The 17667-nt window shown below is 66.5% G+C and carries 14 protein-coding genes; 5 read left to right on the top strand and 9 right to left on the bottom strand.

All coding sequences use genetic code 11. The features are described 5' to 3' along the window. Positions 1-90: 90 nt before the first annotated feature. Together ACQP0C_RS15845 and ACQP0C_RS15840 are read left to right on the top strand one after the other, a co-directional pair. The gene (locus tag ACQP0C_RS15845) at positions 91-645 is read left to right on the top strand and encodes a TetR/AcrR family transcriptional regulator (RefSeq protein WP_433733650.1); all 555 of its coding nucleotides are present in this window, start codon (positions 91-93) and stop codon (positions 643-645) included. 55 nt (positions 646-700) lie between these two features. Further along, entirely contained in the window at positions 701-1327 is a 627-nt protein-coding gene (locus ACQP0C_RS15840) for an alpha-ketoglutarate-dependent dioxygenase AlkB (RefSeq protein WP_433733649.1), read from the top strand. 251 nt (positions 1328-1578) lie between these two features. On the opposite strand, the gene ACQP0C_RS15835 is transcribed toward ACQP0C_RS15840, so the two are convergent. Next, positions 1579-2436 (bottom strand): hypothetical protein, encoded by an 858-nt coding sequence (locus ACQP0C_RS15835; RefSeq protein ID WP_433733648.1) that lies wholly within the window; start codon positions 2434-2436, stop codon positions 1579-1581. Between the two features lie 139 nt (positions 2437-2575). Between ACQP0C_RS15835 and ACQP0C_RS15830 the strand changes: the two genes are divergently transcribed. Then, complete coding sequence (locus tag ACQP0C_RS15830; protein WP_433733647.1) at positions 2576-3319, top strand: HD domain-containing protein; 744 nt, start codon at positions 2576-2578, stop codon at positions 3317-3319. Here the strand turns inward: ACQP0C_RS15830 and ACQP0C_RS15825 are convergent. Continuing rightward, a complete protein-coding gene (locus ACQP0C_RS15825) occupies positions 3286-3861 on the bottom strand; it encodes a helix-turn-helix domain-containing protein (protein ID WP_433733646.1) in 576 nt (191 codons plus the stop codon). The genes ACQP0C_RS15830 and ACQP0C_RS15825 overlap by 34 nt on opposite strands. Positions 3862-3945: 84 nt before the next feature. Between ACQP0C_RS15825 and ACQP0C_RS15820 the strand changes: the two genes are divergently transcribed. Beyond that, on the top strand, positions 3946-4914 hold the full coding sequence (locus ACQP0C_RS15820) for a quinone oxidoreductase family protein (protein ID WP_433733645.1): 969 nt from the start codon (positions 3946-3948) through the stop codon (positions 4912-4914). A 142-nt stretch (positions 4915-5056) separates the two neighbouring features. Here the strand turns inward: ACQP0C_RS15820 and ACQP0C_RS15815 are convergent, their stop codons facing one another. The 3 genes from ACQP0C_RS15815 to ACQP0C_RS15805 form a co-directional block, all read right to left on the bottom strand. Next, positions 5057-6289: an FAD-dependent oxidoreductase gene (locus ACQP0C_RS15815; RefSeq protein ID WP_433733644.1), complete on the bottom strand. Its 1233-nt coding sequence runs from the start codon at positions 6287-6289 to the stop codon at positions 5057-5059. Between the two features lie 151 nt (positions 6290-6440). Next, on the bottom strand, positions 6441-6998 hold the full coding sequence (locus ACQP0C_RS15810) for a DUF4334 domain-containing protein (protein ID WP_433733643.1): 558 nt from the start codon (positions 6996-6998) through the stop codon (positions 6441-6443). A 111-nt stretch (positions 6999-7109) separates the two neighbouring features. After that, the gene (locus tag ACQP0C_RS15805; RefSeq protein WP_433733642.1) at positions 7110-12833 is read right to left on the bottom strand and encodes a TIR domain-containing protein; all 5724 of its coding nucleotides are present in this window, start codon (positions 12831-12833) and stop codon (positions 7110-7112) included. 96 nt (positions 12834-12929) lie between these two features. Here ACQP0C_RS15805 and ACQP0C_RS15800 point away from each other — a divergent pair, with 96 nt between their 5' ends. After that, the gene (locus tag ACQP0C_RS15800; RefSeq protein WP_433734565.1) at positions 12930-14198 is read left to right on the top strand and encodes an SLC13 family permease; all 1269 of its coding nucleotides are present in this window, start codon (positions 12930-12932) and stop codon (positions 14196-14198) included. Positions 14199-14211: 13 nt separating this feature from the next. Here ACQP0C_RS15800 and ACQP0C_RS15795 read toward each other — a convergent pair whose 3' ends face one another. From ACQP0C_RS15795 to ACQP0C_RS15780, 4 genes are all read right to left on the bottom strand, one after another. After that, entirely contained in the window at positions 14212-15120 is a 909-nt protein-coding gene (locus tag ACQP0C_RS15795) for an inositol monophosphatase family protein (protein WP_433733641.1), read from the bottom strand. Continuing rightward, positions 15120-15836 (bottom strand): hypothetical protein, encoded by a 717-nt coding sequence (locus tag ACQP0C_RS15790; protein ID WP_433733640.1) that lies wholly within the window; start codon positions 15834-15836, stop codon positions 15120-15122. The genes ACQP0C_RS15795 and ACQP0C_RS15790 overlap by 1 nt, the downstream gene beginning before the upstream one ends. Further along, a complete protein-coding gene (locus tag ACQP0C_RS15785; protein ID WP_355178144.1) occupies positions 15837-16733 on the bottom strand; it encodes a hypothetical protein in 897 nt (298 codons plus the stop codon). Between the two features lie 69 nt (positions 16734-16802). Continuing rightward, a complete protein-coding gene (locus ACQP0C_RS15780) occupies positions 16803-17444 on the bottom strand; it encodes a TetR/AcrR family transcriptional regulator (protein ID WP_433733639.1) in 642 nt (213 codons plus the stop codon). Positions 17445-17667 lie beyond the last annotated feature (223 nt).

Genomic DNA, 17667 nt, shown 5'->3' with positions numbered 1-17667 from the left:
AGTTAACTTGCCGACCGGCTAGTAATCCGGTTACAGCGAGGATGCCAGGCTTCTGCTAGCCGGTCGTCAAGCAAAAATGGAAAGGACGCCATGGACGGACGTCGCAGCGATACGCGTGAGCGCATTCGTTCGGTCGCAATGGAATTGTTCTCCGAGCGCGGCTACGAGAAGACCTCCCTGCGCGAGATCGCCGACCGCCTCGGCGTCACCAAGGCCGCGCTCTACTACCACTTCCGCACCAAGGAGGACATCGTCGTCAGCCTCTCCGACGACCTGCGCCGGGGCATCGACGACATCGTGACCTGGGCCGAGAGCACACCATCCGGCCCGGACCGGGCCGACGAAATCCTCACCCGCTACGGCGCCCTACTCCACGGCATCGGCCGGCCGATGGTGCGCTTCTGGCACGAAAACCAGCCCGCCTTCCGTCAGCTCGATTTCGGTTCCAGCATGCGCTACCAATTCCGTGTCCTCGCCGACCTCATGGCCGGTCCCGACCATCCGCCCCTCGCTGTCTTCCGCGCCCGCGAAGCCCTCCTCGCCATCAGCTGGAGCACCGCCATGATGGGTGATCTCCCGCTCACCGATGACGAGTGCTACGCCGCCGCCATCGATATCGCCAAGGACATCGTCACCAAGAACTGAATTGATGACCGTTTCTCGCTAGCACATACGTTCGAGCTGGCGTAGATTCGGCGGCATGTCGACACCGCTGCAAGGATCGCTGCTCGACGGATTCGGCGAGATCGAGGTCGGAGGCCTGACGGGCATACGACGGACGACATTGAGCCATGGCGCATGGATCGATGTGCTGCCCGGGTGGTTGTCGGGGGCGGATGTGCTGTTCGAGCGGCTGGTAGCCGGGGTGCCGTGGCAGGCGGAGCGGCGGCCGATGTACGACCGGGTAGTGGATGTGCCGCGGCTGCTGCACTTCTACGAGGAGGATGCGACGCTGCCGGACCCGTCGCTGGATGAGGCGCGGGCGGCTTTGAATGCGCACTACCACGACGAACTCGGCGAGCCGTTCCGCACCGCCGGGCTGTGTTACTACCGCGACGGGCGCGACAGCGTGGCTTGGCATGGCGATACCTTCGGACGCGGGGCGACCGACGACACCATGGTGGCCATCGTTTCGATCGGTGCGCCGCGAGCGCTACTGCTGCGACCGCGCGGGGGCGGCGCGAGCATTCGATATCAGGTCGGCCACGGCGATCTGCTGGTGATGGGCGGCTCGTGCCAGCGCACCTGGGAGCATGCGGTCCCGAAGACGCGCAGGCCGACCGGCCCGCGGATCAGCATTCAGTTCCGGCCGCGCGGCGTCCGCTGAGTGACGCGCTACGACGTCGCCGACATTGTCTTCCTGCGGCCCGATATCGCGATCGCGCACAAGCTCGCGCGTGCGACGACTGCCGAGGGTGCACTGATCGATATCGATCACGCCATGATCGCGTTGTACGTCCTGGTGCAGGAACGGTCGGTGGTGGACTGCGGCCAGGCAGAACACGCTGGTTCCGCAGGCGAAATAGCCGCACCGAAGAGGCAGCGCCGCGACAGCTGCGGCGCTGCCTCTTCGCATGATCAGTTCGGCGCGAGCGGCTCCGGGGTAGCGCGTTGTTCCGGAGTCGGAAAACGACGTCGGCGAACGGTCGCGGCATGCGACCAGATCGCCTGCTGGACCTCTTCCGTCGGCACGCACCCGCCCAGTCGGGCCAGCACCTCGGCGCGGGCCTGACGTGCGACATTCACATCCCGGCGGTAGTGCCGGAAGATCTGCACCTCACCGTTGCGGTCTTCATCCAGGTACTCATAGTCCATGCCGTAGTAGGCATAAGTGCCGAGCGTCGCGAGCATGGTCCCCCACGAACGTAGCTGATCGGCCGCTCCGAAGATCGTCACCAGGCCGCCGATACGATCGACACGCTCCCATCCGGTGGGGATATCGACGAAATTCCAGTCCCGCTCGCCCGGCCCCTTCGCCCGCCACTCCCGCAGTTCCGCCACCGCGGCATCCAGGCCGAAGGTCTGCCAGCGGACGGTCCCCTGCGAACCATCGCGGAACGGCAGCCGTCTGCGCAGGCCCATGGCGGCGGCGCGGGTGAATACGGTCAGATCCGAGGGCACCAGCACAATCGGATCCGAGGGCGCGGCGTCGAACGGATTCGGATCCAGATGCGCCGGATCGATCACCACGAGCGTGCCCGGCCGCCGCTGATAGGCCAGTCCCCACAGCAGTCGGGCGAGCACCCGCGCGCCGCGCCAATCGGAGAGCACATGCCAGGTGTCGTGAAAACGATTGGTGGCGAATCGGAAATCGCTGCCGGGGCGCAGGCTCAGCACCGTGTACATCCGCCCATCGAGCACCATGGTGCGCCGATGCAGTTTCAACATATTGTCGGTGGCCGAACCGGGGCGCGGCCGTGCGTATTGCGTGGCCACATTCACCTCCAGTCCGCCTCGCGTGCGTTCCAGGAGACCACGGCCGTCTGCGAGCGGCAACGGATTATTTTGCGGGCAATCGAGATGAACAGTGCTCCAGAGCACAGCGCCGACCGGCCCGCCCCGATAGATTGGCGTTATGAGCAATCCTGGGGCGGGGGTTCTGGCCGTGATGCCGCTACATACGATCAGCGAGGTCTACGGCGAATCCGGACTGCGTGAACGACTCCTTTTCGAAATCGCCGAACTATCCGACGCCGAGCGTCTCACCGCGGCGCTGGATCTGGCCACCGAACTGCATCGCGACGATCGCTACGGCCGCGAACCATATTTGAGCCATGTATTGCGCGTCGCGATTCGGATCGTCAGCCATTACGAGGTGCGTGACCCGGATGTCATCGCGGCCGGACTGCTGCACGATTCGGTCGAGGATCATCCCGTGGAACTCGCCGGAGCCCGGCCCGGCTCGCCGACCGATGGCGCACTCGCCGAACTTTCCGCGCGATTCGGAGCCCGCGTCGCCGAACTCGTCGCCGCGGTCACCAATCCCGAACCGGATCCGGCTGTCGATCGGCATGAGCAATACCGGGAGCATGTCGCGGCCAATCTCGATCGCGCGCCGTGGGCGCGCATCGTCAAGCTCTCCGATTTCACCGATAACGGTGTCGGCATCCTCTATGCCGACAGTCCGGCAATGCGCAATCTCGCCACCAAATATCGTCCGCTCACCGATATCTATCGCGAACTCGTAACCCGCCAGGACACGCCGCTTGCCGAGCACGTCAAACGCCGCATCCTGCACCAACTCGATAGCGCCGATCAACGTTTCGACGCGATCCTGGCGCGGGATCAGGGCGCGCGCAGCATCGATTCGACCAGCTGACGTACCGCCGCGAGCAGGCGAGCGGTCTCCCCCGCACGCGCCAGCCGCGGCACCTGTTCACCGCCCAACGCGCCGAGCAGCAGCCTGCCGACCACCTCGGCATCCAGATCCGGGCGGGCCTCCCGCAGCAGCGCGACGATATGCGCGTCCCAGAATTCGTGGATCTCGGCGGCCCGTGGATGCGGTGGGCCCTGTAGGTAGGCGACCGTCAACTCGATGTTGTCGGTCATCAATCGCACGAATGCCTCGAAGAAGGCCACCAGCCGCTCCCCGGCTGGCGCCCCTGGCCCGAGCGGTGGCGGCCCGGTCCGGACGGCGTCCATCAGCGCGAATGTGCCCTCTGCGATCAGCTCGTGCAGCAATCCGGCGCGATTGCCGAAGCGATGGAAGATCGTGCCTTTGCCGACCCCGGCCGCGGCCGCGACCCGATCCATGGTGAGCGCGTCGGCACCGTGTTCGGCGAGCAGCGCGGCGGTCGCGGCCAATATCGCCTGCCGGTTGCGTGCGGCATCCGCGCGTTCCCTCGGACGTTCGTCGGTCATTCCACCACCTTCATTGACAAGTTGACCGCCGGTCCACATTGTTTCAGAGACATCTGGACCGACAGTCAAGTTATGGAGTTGTTGATGCAGGCAATCGTAATGACGGGCGTAGGCGGACCCGAGGTCCTGGTCGCCCAGGACGTTCCGGCACCGCACCCCGGCCCGGGCGAGCTGGTGATCCGCGCCGAGGCGATACCGGTGCTGTTCCCGGAGACCAAACTGCGCTCGGGCGAGTTCCCGATGCCGGTCGAGCCACCGGTGGTCTTCGGCTTCCAGGCGGCCGGTGTGGTCATCGAGGCCGGAGCCGGGGTCGACGCTGCGTTGATCGGCCGACGCGTCGCGGTGGATACCGTCGGCTTCGGCTCCTACGCCGAATTCGTTTCCGCGCCAGCGTCTTCCGCGACCCCGATCCCCGACGGCCTGCCATCGGCCGACGCGGTCGCGGTCCTGATGAACGGTTCGGTGGCACTGCCGCTACTCGAGACGGCGGCGCTCACCGGCACCGAAACCGTGCTGATCGAGGCCGCCGCAACCGGAGTCGGCAGCGCACTCACCCAGCTCGCCAAGGAATTCGGCGCGGCGCGTGTCATCGCAACCGCGGGCGGTCCCGAAAAGTGTGCGCGAGCAAGGGAATTGGGTGCGGACGAGGTCATCGACCACAATGCGGCGGACTGGCCCGCCCTGCTGTCCGAAATCCTGGGCGGCACAACGCTCGACGTCGTCTTCGATTCGATCGGCGGCACCAGCGCGCTCGCGCTGCTCGATATCATGACCCCGCTGCGTGGCCGAATGCTCAGCTACGGCTGGCTTTCCGGCGCTCCCGCCCAGGTCTCGGCCATGGACCTGATCACCCGCGGCCTCACCCTGACCGGTTGCGCCGGACCGAACTGGCTCGCCGAAGTCGCGCGAGCCCGCCCCGCGGTCCTGAACCGAGCCGCCACCGGAACGCTTGCTCCCCTTGTCGATTCGGTGCTACCACTCGACCAGGCGGCAAAGGCGCACCAACTCATCGAGGAGCGCTCCCCCATGGGCAAGATCATCCTGCAGCCCTGACTCAGCGGGTTCGCGGGCAACTACCGCAGGCACAGATGAATGAAATCACCTGTGGCCCATTGATGTTTCCCGTGAATCGGTGGAATTCACCGTGTGCATCGTTGCACTGCATGCATCCAACCGATGCCGCTGACGCGGGTCGTCAGGGCCGCCGAGCGAAGGCGGGTGCGTGTTCGGGCAGTACGCCCCGGGCGACCAGAAACGGGGGGACGGTCCGCAGCACGGGGATTCGACGCAGCACCCGCACCACCAAGGGGGTCCTGTCGGCATTGGCGATATCGATTCGGCCGGATAGCGCGGGGCGAATCGCGAAGGCGTGCAGGAATCGTTGCATGCCCTGGGTGACGGAGGTCGGAATGCTGCGGCGGCGCTGGACCTTGGCGAGGTCGTGGGTTGTCACCGTGCCCGAAGCCAATGGTGTGGCAAGGATTCTCGCGGTGGCGACGGCATCCTGGACGGCAAGGTTGATACCCACTCCCCCGGCCGGCGACATCGCGTGGGCGGCGTCGCCGATACAGAGCAAGCCGTCGGTGTACCACTTGTCCAGGCGATCCAACTTCACGTCGAGCAGTTTCACATCGTCCCAGTCGCGCAGCGCAGCCACGCGATCGCGCAGCCACGGCGCCGCGTCGGCCATGCTGCGCACGATGTCGGCGACGGGACCGCGGCGGGCCACCGCATCACTGCCCTTGGCAATGAGGGTGGCCACCTGCCAGTAGTCGCCGCGGTCCAACATGACCACGGCGCGTTCGGCGCTGAGCAGCGCGAGCAATCCGGCCGGGTCGATATCGGTGCGTGGTAGGCGGAACCACCACACATCCATCGGCGTCGGCCAGCGGTGCGAGCGGAGCCCGGCCGCGGCCCGCAGCACCGAGTCGCGGCCATCGCAGGCCACCGTGAGATCGGCACGGATCTCACCGGTGTCGCCGTCGCGGGTCCGGTAGGCAACCCCGGCGATCCGGTGCCCCTCTCGAATCACCCCTGTCGCTTCGGTATTCATGCGCAGCAGGAAGGTCGGCTCGCGATCGGCCGCCCGCGCCAACAGGTCGAGCAGATCCCACTGCGGCACCATCGCGATGTATTTGTGTTTGCCGGGCAGGTGGTCGAGGCTGAACACCATCTGCACCGAACCGCGGATCGGTAGTTGGATCGTATTCAGTTTGCGCGCGGGGAGTTTCGCGAATTCCTCGGCCAGCCCCAGCTCATCCAACAGGTCCAGGGTTGTGGGATGTACGGTGTCGCCGCGGAAGTCACGCAGGAAGTCCTTGTGTTTCTCCAGGACGGTCACATCGACACCGGCGCGGGCGAGTAGGAGTCCGAGCACCATCCCGGCCGGACCGCCGCCGACCACCAGACACGTCGTGCGCTCGGCCACGCGGGCCTCCCTCCGTGCTTGCGCGCCGGACGGACATTCCGCGGGCGCGGATGTATCGGTTCCCTTGGCTCAACTCCATGGTAGGCCGCGTGGTCGTGCATAGGTCCGGAAATCGTCACCGCGCCAACCGAAACCCGCTGATAACAGCTGGTCAGCGGCGCAGGACGAAGAAGTACGGCTCGCTCATTCCCCGCATATCCATGATCCCGAGCAGCGTATCCGCATCGACACGCCGGAAGTGGTCGATGATCGGCAGGTGGTCGTAGGCCATCGCGGCACTGACCACGCCGCGGTACTCGATATCGCGCAAACGGGCTGCGGGCCCGCGGGTTCGGATCGCGGGACCGATTACCGGCAATAGCTTCCGTACTGCCTCGACCCCCGCGACCGGTACCTTACCGGCGAGGCCGAGGGGTACCCGGCGCGGATCGACGGCGAAGATCTTTCCCGACGCGTCGGCGAACAACAGCGGATGCACCGATTCCGGACCGTCGAACTGTTTGCCGTACCAGCCCGAGGCGACGAGCACGCCGGCGAACGGATGTCCCGTATCGAGCTCCTCGCCCCGCCAGCGCCCGACCGTGACCTCCGCGACCCTGGCCGCGGGCAACCGGTCGAACAGCTCCCACGCTTGCTCCGGGGTGCACCGACCACCGAGCAGTTCCGCCAGCTCGACAGCGGCTGTCCCCGCGCGTCCTACCTCGGCCATCTCCAACCCTCTCACCGACGGCAACATTGCAAGAGAAAGACTATCTGTCTCTCAAAATCTCGGCGCGGCCGCCACCCAGGACCGAATCCCCACCCGGGAAAGCGGCAGATCTCAGAAGGGTGCGTCGGCCGCGAGCTGCCCGACCTCCGGCAGATAGGGGTCGAGCTCCCCGGATTCGAAGCGCGACATGCCGATGACATGCCAGAACTGTCCGGCGGTATTGCCGTCGAACTTGTAGCGACCATCCGGCGCGAGCGCCGCCCAACCTTCGGACAGACCGAGCAGAATTGCCCGGATCGACGGTGCGACCGCGACGTCATCCTGCGGACGCGACCACACGATGATGTTCCCGTCATCGCCACCACTGGCCAGTACCCGGCCGGACGGGTCGAAGCTCAGCGACCAGACCCGGCGCTTATGTCCTTCGAGCGTATGCAGATGACGTCCGGATGCGATATCCCACAGTCGGACGACCAGATCGTCGCCGCCGGTGGCCAAGGTGCCGGTGTGCGGGTCGACCGCGGCGGTCCACAGTCGGCCGGTGTGCCTGGTCAGCTGATGCAAGTCGGTTCCGGACTCGAGGTCCCAGATCCGGACGGTCGTGTCCCAGGAGACGCTGGCCAGACGATCATCATGGAAGGCGACCGCATACACCCGATCGCGATGCCCACGCAGCGCGCGCAGGAACCGGCCCGACTGCACATCCCACAATCGGACGAAGGAATCGTCGCAGCCGGTGGCCATCAGGGTGCCCTCGGCATTGAAGGCGATGGACCGCACCCGCCCGCGATGTTCAGCGCAAACGGCGTGCAGCGCACCGGTGGTGCGCACCCAGATGATCACCGTGTCGTCGTCGTTAGCAGTGGCCACGAAGTCGCCGGTGGGGTCGAAGGCAATCGCCCAGATCGGCGCGGATTCGACATTGATGTGCCGCTCGTACAGGTCGGTATCGAGATTGAACAGGCTGAGCCGCCCGTCGTTGCCGACCATGCCGAGTTGCTGCGGCCGCACCGCGCTGAATACCGCCGATTCGAAGGTGAGCAGGCGATCCTCGCTGCCGATCAGCCTGCGGACCAGCCGACCGGTCACCGGATCCCAGAGCCGCACCACACCGTCGTTGCCGACTCCCGCGAGCAGTGTGCCGTCGGCGTTGAAGGTGACAGTGCGGACCTGGCGGCCGTGACCGGTCAGCGTGTGTTTGCAGGCGCCGGTGACCGGATCCCAGAGCCGGGTGGTGAATTGGTCGTCGGTAATGGCCAGTTGGGCGCCATCCGGGCGGAAGGCAAACGGCCAGATCGAGCCGGTGTGCGCGGTGAGCCGATGCCGCAGTTCCCCGGTCGTGCTGACGCGCAGGCACACCAGTCCTGCGCTGTCGCCCGAGGCGAGCAGTTCACCGGACGGATCGAAGGCCAGCCAGTAGATGGCGGCGCTGTGATCGGTGAGCGCCTGTCGTTCGGCACCGGTGTCGGCATCCCACAGCCGCAGTCCCCCATCGGTATCCCCGCTCGCCAGGATCGGCAGATTCGGATGGAAGCTCACGGTGTACACCCGCCCGGTGTGACCGGGCAGATCGCGAATCTTGCTGCAGCTCAAAGGATCCCACAGCGCCAAGGTGCCGTCCACGCCGCCGACCGCGAGCAGCTCACCGGTCGGGTTGAACGCGACCCGGAACACCGAGCCGGACGAACCGCGGAATTGGCCGGTCTCCCTGCCGGTTTCGATATCCCACAGTCGTACGGTCCCGTCTCGGTAGGAGGCCGCGACCAGTGGTCCGTGAATCGCCAGGCTGTAGATCAGTTCTCGGCCGCTCGCGGCGGAGCGGCATTCGTGGCGGAGTTCGCCGCTCGGCAGCGCCCAGAGGCGCAGCACCCCTTCGGCGTCGCCGGTGGCCAGCAGGTCACCGGTAGGGCTCAGTACGACGGGCCATGGCCAGTTCTTGTGCCCCTGCAGAATTCGGCGCAGTTCACCAGTGGCGGCATCCCAGATGGCGACGGTGCCGTCGCCGGATCCGGTGATCAGCACCGTCTCGGTGAAGGCCACCGCGAAGGCTCTGGACCGATGTGTCTGCAGCGTGCGCAGCGGTCTTCCGGTCTCGCTATCGCAGATGAGCACGCCGCCGTCATCGCTGCCGATGGCGAGGGTGCCGCCGTCCGGATTGTAGGCGACCGGCTGCGGCAGTCTGCCGTGTCTGGCGTGGAAGCCGTGCCGAACTCCGATTGCGGCCGGGGCGAATTCGGTCTGCGCCGCGACCCCGGGCACCCAGGCCGCGCCGCGCAGATCGGTGCCGCTGGGGGTGCCGGTGACGTCGATCAGTGCGGCGCGGGTCCAGCGGCTGCCGCTGGCCCGCGATCCGGTCAGATCGGTGTGCACCAGTCGCGCGCGGGTCAGATCGGCCTCGCCGAGATCCGCGCCGACCAGGCTGGCCTCATCGAGCCGCGCGCCGACCAGCCGCGCACCGTGCAATACGGCGCGGTCCAGGTTGGTGCCGACCAGCCGGGCGCCGGTGAGATCGGCTCCGGTGAGATCGACATCGCGCAGATCCCGGTACGACAGATCCTCCCCCGCCAGGCTCGCACCGCGCAGGTCCGCGGTGGGCGCGGTCCGCAGTCGGGTCGTCACCCGAATGGCATTGGTGCGCGAGACATCGTCGGCCGCCTGGTCCGCGAGCGCAGCTTCGGCCCATGCGCGCAGCGCCCGGTTATCGGCGAGATCGCAGAGGAAGTCGATCGAAAGTTGTGATAGGGGCGCTTGGGCGAGCTGTGCGGGCGCTGCGGTTCCGACCTCGAACTGTTCGGCAATGTGGTTGGCCACCAGCCATTCCATTACCGAGGAATGGATGAACCCGAACAGGTTGTCCTCGGTGCGCACCAGCAGACTGCCGGAGCCGATGGCATGCGCCGACTGCTGCACCGACATTCGGGTCGACCCGGTCAGTTCGGCCAGACCCGCTGCCACCTCGGTCAATTCGGATAGCCGCAGATACGGTTCGCCGGTCTCCCAGATGCGCAGTGCGAATGCGGTCACCCCCAGCCACAATTCGTGCAGGCGCAGCCCGGGCAGCGCGCCAGCGACGCCCGCGGTCCGGTCGGCCTCATAGGTCAGCCAGGATTCGAGGATCTCCCGGTACAGCCCGGCCGGACCCACCGCCTGCTTGGCGCCCGCGGCCGCGCGCAGCCGCCGTTCGTCCAGATCGGCGATGAAGCCGAGCATTCTCGGATTCTGTGCGAGTCCGAGCAGATCTTCGATACCGGTGATCAACCCCATCCTGGCATCCGCGCGACGCACATCGCCGCCGTAGCGGTTGGTCAGGAAGGCGTGGATCTGCGCGGGGGCGAAGTCCTCGATGCTGACGATCCGTCGATCCTGGAGCAGACCGACCCTTTCGCCGAGCGCGGTGAGCACCTGGGCGCGGGATTCGAAGTGCTGGGTCCGGCTCGCCACAATGATCTTCGCCTTGCCGACCGCGGCTTGCAGCAGGGTCTCCAGATGGTCGGCGGCGAAGTCGTAGCTGATCCGGGTGACGAGTTCGTCGAAACCATCGAACAGGAGCACCACGCGACCCTCGCGCAGCATGTAGTGCAGCGCCTTGAGATCGATCCGATCCTCGCCGTGGTTGGCCAGATGTGCGGCGACCAGACCGTCCACCGAATGAGTCTTATCCAGTGCGCGCAGGTCGATGAGGATCGGGATCAGCGCGGGCATGGTTTCGGTGATGCGCCGGGCCAATTCGCGCAGGGCGAAGGTTTTGCCGCGGCCGAAATCGCCGAGTATCAGGATGAATCTGCCGTGGTCGGCGGCGACCACCTTCATCAGTTCACCGACCAGATCGTCCCGGATCAGTTGGTCACCGTGTTCCAGGATCCGGAAGCGTTGCGGCACATACAGATCCGGCGGATAGGTGCGATCGGTACGCAACCGCGCGGCCTGATGGGTGAGATAGTCGTCCAGATCGAGCAGGCCCTGGAATTCGGTGAAGCTGCGCACCCGCAGACCGTGGCTGGCCGCCTCCTCGCGCAGTGAACGCGGCGGCGCCGCACCGCGATAGACGAGTTCGGAACCGTATTCCGGATCGTGGCCGAGGAAGTCCTCCACCACCTGGCGCGTCATATCGCCGACGTGCACACCGATGCGCCACTGGGCGATGACCTCGTCGAACTCCCTGGTGATGAGCAGATGCGGCGGCTCCACCTCGACGCGGCGGATCTTCGCACCGGGATAGCGGGTTTCGCATACCTCGGCGACGCGCTCGAGCAGCCGCCCGTGGGGGTCGACCGCCGGGGCCTCGGCGGGCGGTTCGGGGAGTTCGGGCTCATCCGGACCGGGGAGTTCGGGTTGTTTGGCCGTGGGCAGCGCGGCCGCGGTCTTCAGCCAGTCGAGCTCGAGTTGTCCGGTCGTATCACCCCGCCCGGAAAACCGGGCCAGTCCAGCGGCGGTGAGCTGGATGATCTCATCGCGGCCCGGCGCGGCGGCGGGCAGCACGGGCAGTGTGCCGTCGAGCCGATCCAGATGCGGCCCACCGGGGCCCGGGCCGTGCATCAGCAGATTCAACCGGCTGCCGAGCAGCCGCGACAGGGTGTCGGCGTCGCGCAGCAGATCCGGATCATGTGCGGGCGTGCCGGCACCGGGCAGCGGATCGTGCCGGATGACGCCGAGGCGCAGCCACCCGTTCTCCTCGAACGGGCGCAGCCGCTCGGCGAACCACGCCGCCTGGGGTTCCCCTATCCGACCGTAGTCGTCCTCGGGCAGATGGGTCGCGGCCATGGTCGAATTCAATCCGGCCACCACGACGCGCAATTCGGGAATCGGGAACAGCGTCCACGGCTGCCCGACATCGAAGACGAGGTGATCCAGCCCTTGATACAGCGCGGCGAACATCCGCGCGTACTGCTCCAACTTCGGGAAGTACGGCGGCTGCGGTTTGCGATCGCGGGCCTCGCAGCCCAGGAAGTACGCATGGCAGGCGGGTTTGGACACATCGTGATTGCCGGGCACCACGATCAGCCGATCCGGACCGAGACCGAGGAGCGTGCGCAGACCGCTCAGAAAGGTCAGCGCCTCGTCGACCTCGCGCGGACGGCCGGATTCGGTCATATCGCCGGAAACCACGATCAGATCCGGTTTGGCCACACCCTGATTCACCAGATGGGTGACATTGGCATGGATGCGCGCCTGCAGTTCGGCCGCGGTGCTGGGCTCATCCGGGCCCAGCAGGCCGCGACCGAATCGCGGTCCCGCCACATGCAGCACCGAAACGCCGGTGCGCTGCTCATCGCGCTGTGCGGCGCCGGGAAACGCCGGAGCCGTCACCGGTGTGCGGCGGCGAAGCATGGATTCCACAGTGTCCGACAGGGTTTCGGCGGCGAAGCGGTCCGGCGCGCGGCCAGAGCCGTCGTGCGGAAAGCCCGGTTCCGACGGCGGCTTCGCCCGCCCCGTGAGCAGATGTCCGACCCGCTCCAGCAGGATTCGCCGCGCCTCATCGGCGCTGGGCACCCGCACCAGATCGAGGTAGGTGATGGTGGCGAGCAGGCCCTCGAGCGCGCATTCGGCGATGCGCACCGGCATCAGCTTGCCCGGATCGGTTCGGTAGGCCGCCTGCCATTCCATGGTTCCGTAGTACGAACCGAGATAGTTCTCCGACAGCACGACCAGCACCACCGCCGAATCGCGCACGCCGCGATCCATGAAATCGATGAAGTTCGTGCCCGGTACAAAGTCCCAGGCCTGGATGAGGGTGGTGTAGCCAGCGCTCTCCAACTGCCAGGCCAACCAGGTGGCCCAACGCTCGTCGGCCGGTGAATAGCTGATAAAGAAGTCCCGCCGCCCGCCCGAAGTCACAGCATCAGTATGCCCCGAGGGGTCGCCACACCAAACGGAAGAAGATCAATACGACGCGAGGCGAATAGAGAAGTGCCCCAGCCGATATGCTGCATGATGGGACATGTGTCCGAACAGGTCGATTCCGCTGCGGAGAACCCGCCGTCGAGTGCCCTGATGTCCGCGTCGCCGCCCAGATGGGGGCTGAGCACGCTGGATTGGGTCCGGCTCGGACTGTTCGCGGCCGGGCTGCTGTGTGTGGCAACCGGATTGCTGCCGCGCGCCGAGGCCGCCGACAATATGCGCCGCATCGGGCCACTGCTGCTGTTCCTGTGCAGTGTGATCATTCTCGCAGAGCTCACCCGACAGGCGAAGGTCTTCGATGTGATCGCCCACCGGCTGGCCATTCTGGGCCGGGGCTACTATCCGGCGCTGTTCCTGCTCTGTGTGCTCTTCGCATCGGCGACCACCACACTGCTCAATCTCGATACCACCGCCGTCCTGCTCACCCCGGTCATGCTCGCGCTGGCCACACCGGCCCGCATTCCACCGCTGCCGTTGGCGATGACCACACTCTGGCTGGCCAATACGGCGAGTCTGCTACTGCCGGTCTCCAACCTCACCAACCTCCTCGCCGCCGATCGAGTCGCCTTGCGCGCCACCGATTTCGCGGCGCGGATGTGGGCGCCACAGTTGGTATCGATCACCGCGACAATGGTGTGCCTATGGATCTGGTACTGGCGGCGCGGTCAACGCGAGACCGACCGATACGTGCCGCCGGAACCGATCCGCCCGGCGAACGCCGGTGAGCGCACGCTGCTCTATACGACGGCGGGCGCATGTCTGCTGTTCATCCTGGCCATACCGTTCGTGGGTGACCGGATCGGCATCGCCGCCACCCTCGCCGCCGCTATCGCGGTGGCGGCCTTCGCGATCCTGGACCGATCCTCGCTGCGCTGGTCGCTGATCCCCTGGCAGCTCCTGGTTTTCGTGGTCGGACTGTTCCTGCTGGTGCCGACGCTGAGCCGATTCGGTCTCGCCGATGCGATGCGCGCGCTGATCGGTGACGACTCCGGCACTGTCGGGGCCTTCCGCGCGGCCGGGGCCGGGGCCGGACTATCCAATGTCGCCAATAATCTTCCCGCCTATACGGCAGGTGAGGCGGTCATTCCCGAAAGTCATGGCAATCAGTTGCTCGCCTTGTTGATCGGCACGAATATCGGGCCGATTGTGACGCCGTGGGCGTCGCTGGCCACGCTGCTGTGCCTGGAGTTCTGCCGGAAGCACGGGGTGCGGGTGCCGATGCTGCGGTTCGTGCTCACCGGCCTCGGGTTGGCAACCGTCGCGACGGCAGGAGCGGTCGCGGCACTACTCGTGACCGGATAGCCGCAGTTCGGGCTCAGCCCGGCAGACCGGTGACGGTGACATCCGCGGCCGACTTCACCAGTAGTGTCAGGTCCGGGAGCATTTCGGCGCTCGCAGCAATGAAGTTCACCTCCCCGGTCGGCAGATCGAGGCGATCATCGAGCGGCGCGCCGTCGAAATCGGTGAGATGCAGACCGGATTCGCGAGCGAGCAAGGTTCCGGCCGGGAGATCGACGAAACCAGCTCGATAGCCGACGAAGCCGTCGATGTCGCCGCGCGCGAGCATGACCCAGCACAGCAGCGGCGACCAGAGTTGGATCAGGCGGCGCGAGCCGGATTCCAGGGACAGCCGCAGGGCACGCGCGGCCGCGTCCGTGCGGCCCACCGGATACCCCTGCAGCCAGGCCAGGGTCGGCGCGGATTCGCTGGCCCGATGCGCCGGGCGGTGTATCGGGCCGCCGGGTCCGTTCGCGCCGCCGCCGCGCACGGCCGACCAGGTGCGGTCCGATACCGGCTCGTGAATGACGCCGAGCACCGGGATTCCGTTGTGGCACAGCGCGATGCCAACGGTGCAGACCGGCAGTCCGATGGCAATGTTATTGGTGCCGTCCAGCGGATCGACGACCCAGCACCAGGAATCGTCCATCCCGTCCAGACCCGACTCCTCGGCCAGGATGCGGTGCTCGGGAAAGGCCCGACGAATATGGCCGATGATGAGATGTTCGGCGCGTACATCCAGATCGGTGACCAGATCACCGGCCGCATCCTTGATCCGCACGGTCAGCGATCCGGCCAGACCCGCACGAATCGCCCGACCCGCCTCGACCGCCGCCTCGATCGCGACCGACAGCGCGAGCGCGAGGATCGCGTCCGGCGGCTTTTCGCGCAATGACCCGATCCGGATCGAATCGGTCCGATTCACCTGGGGGACAGCTAGATTCATCACGTCGCTCGCTCGCATCGGTCCTCCAGCTGTTCCGGCAGGGTACTCAGATGATCCAGCACGGTCTCGGCGGCCTGCCGGGTTTCGGTTGTGGTGCACGCGGTTCGGTGTACCCAGTGGTCGGCGGTGGCGAGGCCACCGAGCGATCGGTCCGGTCGGCCGGGTCGAGCCTCACCCAGCACGACGGTGGCCGCCTCGCCCGGTACGTCGGAGACATGAAATACCCCGTGCGGCAACGTGTACACCTCGCCCGAGTGGAAATGCTCGGTCGATCGGGTGCGGCTGGTGACCAGTTGTGCGGTCGCGCGCACCACATCACCGTCGGCGGCACTGTGGATTTCGAATATCCGGTGCGTCGGCCGATCCGTAGCGCCTGTCACATCGAGGATCTGATTGCCGACCCGGCCGTACAGCACCGCGCTCAGCAGATCCCAACTGTGCGCGTGCATCGGCGAGGTCGTCGGCTGGGCGCGCAGACCAGCGGTCCAGACATGCACGCAAACGCCGCGACCGCCGCCGCGCCAGACCGGAAAACACAGGAATCCCAACGGATGCCGGACCGGGGTGACCTCGACACGACCGCCCAGTACACCGGTCATCAGGTCGTAGGTCCAGCGGCGCACGGTATCGCCGGCGACCGCGCGCCGCTCGCTCGACGTGACGCGCCCCGCCGCGTCGGAGCCGATCAGCGCTAGGAGACGATCGTAGTCGTTCATTCAGTACGGATTCCTCGGCTGTAGCGCGCGGCGCACGATATCGGCGACATCGCGATCGGTGTAGGACGCCGGTAGTGCGAGTCCGAGCGCATCGAACAGCCCGCGGGTCTGATCGACGGACGGCTCATCGGCCAGCGGCAGCTCCTCGCTGCGGCTGAGCGGCACCTGCCTGGCCTGCTTGAAACTCGCCACCAGTTCCCGGTTGAAGTCCCGGTAGTAGGGCTTGTCCCGTTCGAACATCAGGGCCGGGGTGTTCGGATTGTCCTGGGTGACAATGACGCAACTCGACGACAGGTCCCAGCGGAAGGTCGTCATCACCGTCGACAGACCGACGTCGATGGTCAGGAAGGTGAAGCGCTGCCGGTACCAGCAGGCGGCGAGCACCGTCGCGAAGGACTCCTTGCGGGTGCGTTCGGTGGTCCACAGTTCGCCGGTGCGGTCGGCCTCCGGTACCAGCGACGAGCGGAATTGCGCGTAGGTCTTGCACAGCTGCTCGTTGGTCGGGTCGAGGACCTCGACCTGGATCCGCAGCGGACGCTGTTCGCGGCGGGCGTTTTCGACGCATTCGCGCAGTGTGACGGCCCGCAGATAGGTTCCGGTGCCGCCTTTGAACAGCCACTGCTCGGTGCCGCGTCGCGCGAGGGTATGCGCGTGCCCGATCTCCGGACCGTACAGCAGCTGCACCGAATTCGAATCCCGAATCGCCTTGGCCGACAGGTGCCGATCACGCAGCAGCGTGGTGGCCAGCAGACCGAGCACCAGCAGGATGACGGCGTTGATCAGATCCGCATCGAAGAAGCCGATATCGATCAGCGAGATCACACCGAAGATGACCGCGAGAACCAAGGCGACGAGACCGTCGATATTGTTCCGCAGCCAGATCAGCACCCGTGCCATAGGTTTTCGGCCTCCCCTGGGGTTTCTCCCCAGGATAGGTGCACCGGTGTCGACGCAGCGAGCGAACCGTCAAGTCCCGCTGGCGGGCCGGTGCGTCGACACGGTGTCCAGTCGCGCGGCGAGGAGTCGGCGGGCTCGGTCGTAGGGGGCCGATTCGCCGAACAGCAGCGCATCCTGGGCCGCGGTGCGTGCGATGGCGTCGAGTTCGAAGGCGAGGTCGGCGGGCGCGTTATCGGCGACGATCTCACCTAGGTCGATGGCATCGGCGACGGTGGTTTCATAGAGCCGCAACCAGTCTCGCCGCGATGCGGCCACGGCGTCGCGCACCCGGCCGGGGCGGGCATCGAATTCCGCGACAGCGGAGAGGAAGAAGCAGCCACCGCTGAAGTACGGCTTCGCGGCATAGTCCAGCCAGGACTCGGCGAGCGCGCGGACGCGACGGATACCAGCGGGCGCGCGTCGCGCGGGCTTCACCACATGTGCGACAAAGACCTCGACGGCCGCGCGGACGGTGGCGAGCTGGAGTTCCTCTTTCGAGCCGAAGTGCGCGAAGACACCGCTCTTGCTGAGGTCGAGTTCGGTCGCCAGACGCCGCACGGACAGGCTTTCCAGGCCCTCGACCGAGGCGATGTCCATGGCGCGGTCGAGGATGATGCGCCGGGATCGCTCACCGCGCTCCAAACGCTTGTCGACCTTGGTCTCGACGGTCATCGGTACCTGCCTTTCGTCCGAGGTCGAGCATAGTCGACGGACGATTGTCCTGATTGTTTTGCACAGAATTAGGTGGATCGTCTAGTTGTTCGACGGTATTGACAGGAAACTGCTCCCAAGTAATAGTACGACTGTCCACTAAGTTTGCCGATCATCGGCACCAACTAACACCGCAATCGGCAGACCCCACCACTATCGGAGAGGCGAATTGCAGTGCCGAGTC

This window comes from Nocardia sp. CA-129566 (assembly GCF_050956075.1).
GTDB lineage: Bacteria > Actinomycetota > Actinomycetes > Mycobacteriales > Mycobacteriaceae > Nocardia.
This window is presented reverse-complemented; position numbering and strand designations above follow the sequence as displayed.

Coding starts and splice junctions, on each gene's coding strand:
- ACQP0C_RS15845 (WP_433733650.1), top strand. CDS start 91: ATGGACGGACGTCGCAGCGATACGCGTGAGCGCATTCGTTCGGTCGCA.
- ACQP0C_RS15840 (WP_433733649.1), top strand. CDS start 701: ATGTCGACACCGCTGCAAGGATCGCTGCTCGACGGATTCGGCGAGATC.
- ACQP0C_RS15830 (WP_433733647.1), top strand. CDS start 2,576: ATGAGCAATCCTGGGGCGGGGGTTCTGGCCGTGATGCCGCTACATACG.
- ACQP0C_RS15825 (WP_433733646.1), bottom strand. CDS start 3,861: ATGACCGACGAACGTCCGAGGGAACGCGCGGATGCCGCACGCAACCGG.
- ACQP0C_RS15820 (WP_433733645.1), top strand. CDS start 3,946: ATGCAGGCAATCGTAATGACGGGCGTAGGCGGACCCGAGGTCCTGGTC.
- ACQP0C_RS15810 (WP_433733643.1), bottom strand. CDS start 6,998: ATGGCCGAGGTAGGACGCGCGGGGACAGCCGCTGTCGAGCTGGCGGAA.
- ACQP0C_RS15800 (WP_433734565.1), top strand. CDS start 12,930: ATGGGACATGTGTCCGAACAGGTCGATTCCGCTGCGGAGAACCCGCCG.
- ACQP0C_RS15795 (WP_433733641.1), bottom strand. CDS start 15,120: ATGAATCTAGCTGTCCCCCAGGTGAATCGGACCGATTCGATCCGGATC.
- ACQP0C_RS15790 (WP_433733640.1), bottom strand. CDS start 15,836: ATGAACGACTACGATCGTCTCCTAGCGCTGATCGGCTCCGACGCGGCG.
- ACQP0C_RS15785 (WP_355178144.1), bottom strand. CDS start 16,733: ATGGCACGGGTGCTGATCTGGCTGCGGAACAATATCGACGGTCTCGTC.
- ACQP0C_RS15780 (WP_433733639.1), bottom strand. CDS start 17,444: ATGACCGTCGAGACCAAGGTCGACAAGCGTTTGGAGCGCGGTGAGCGA.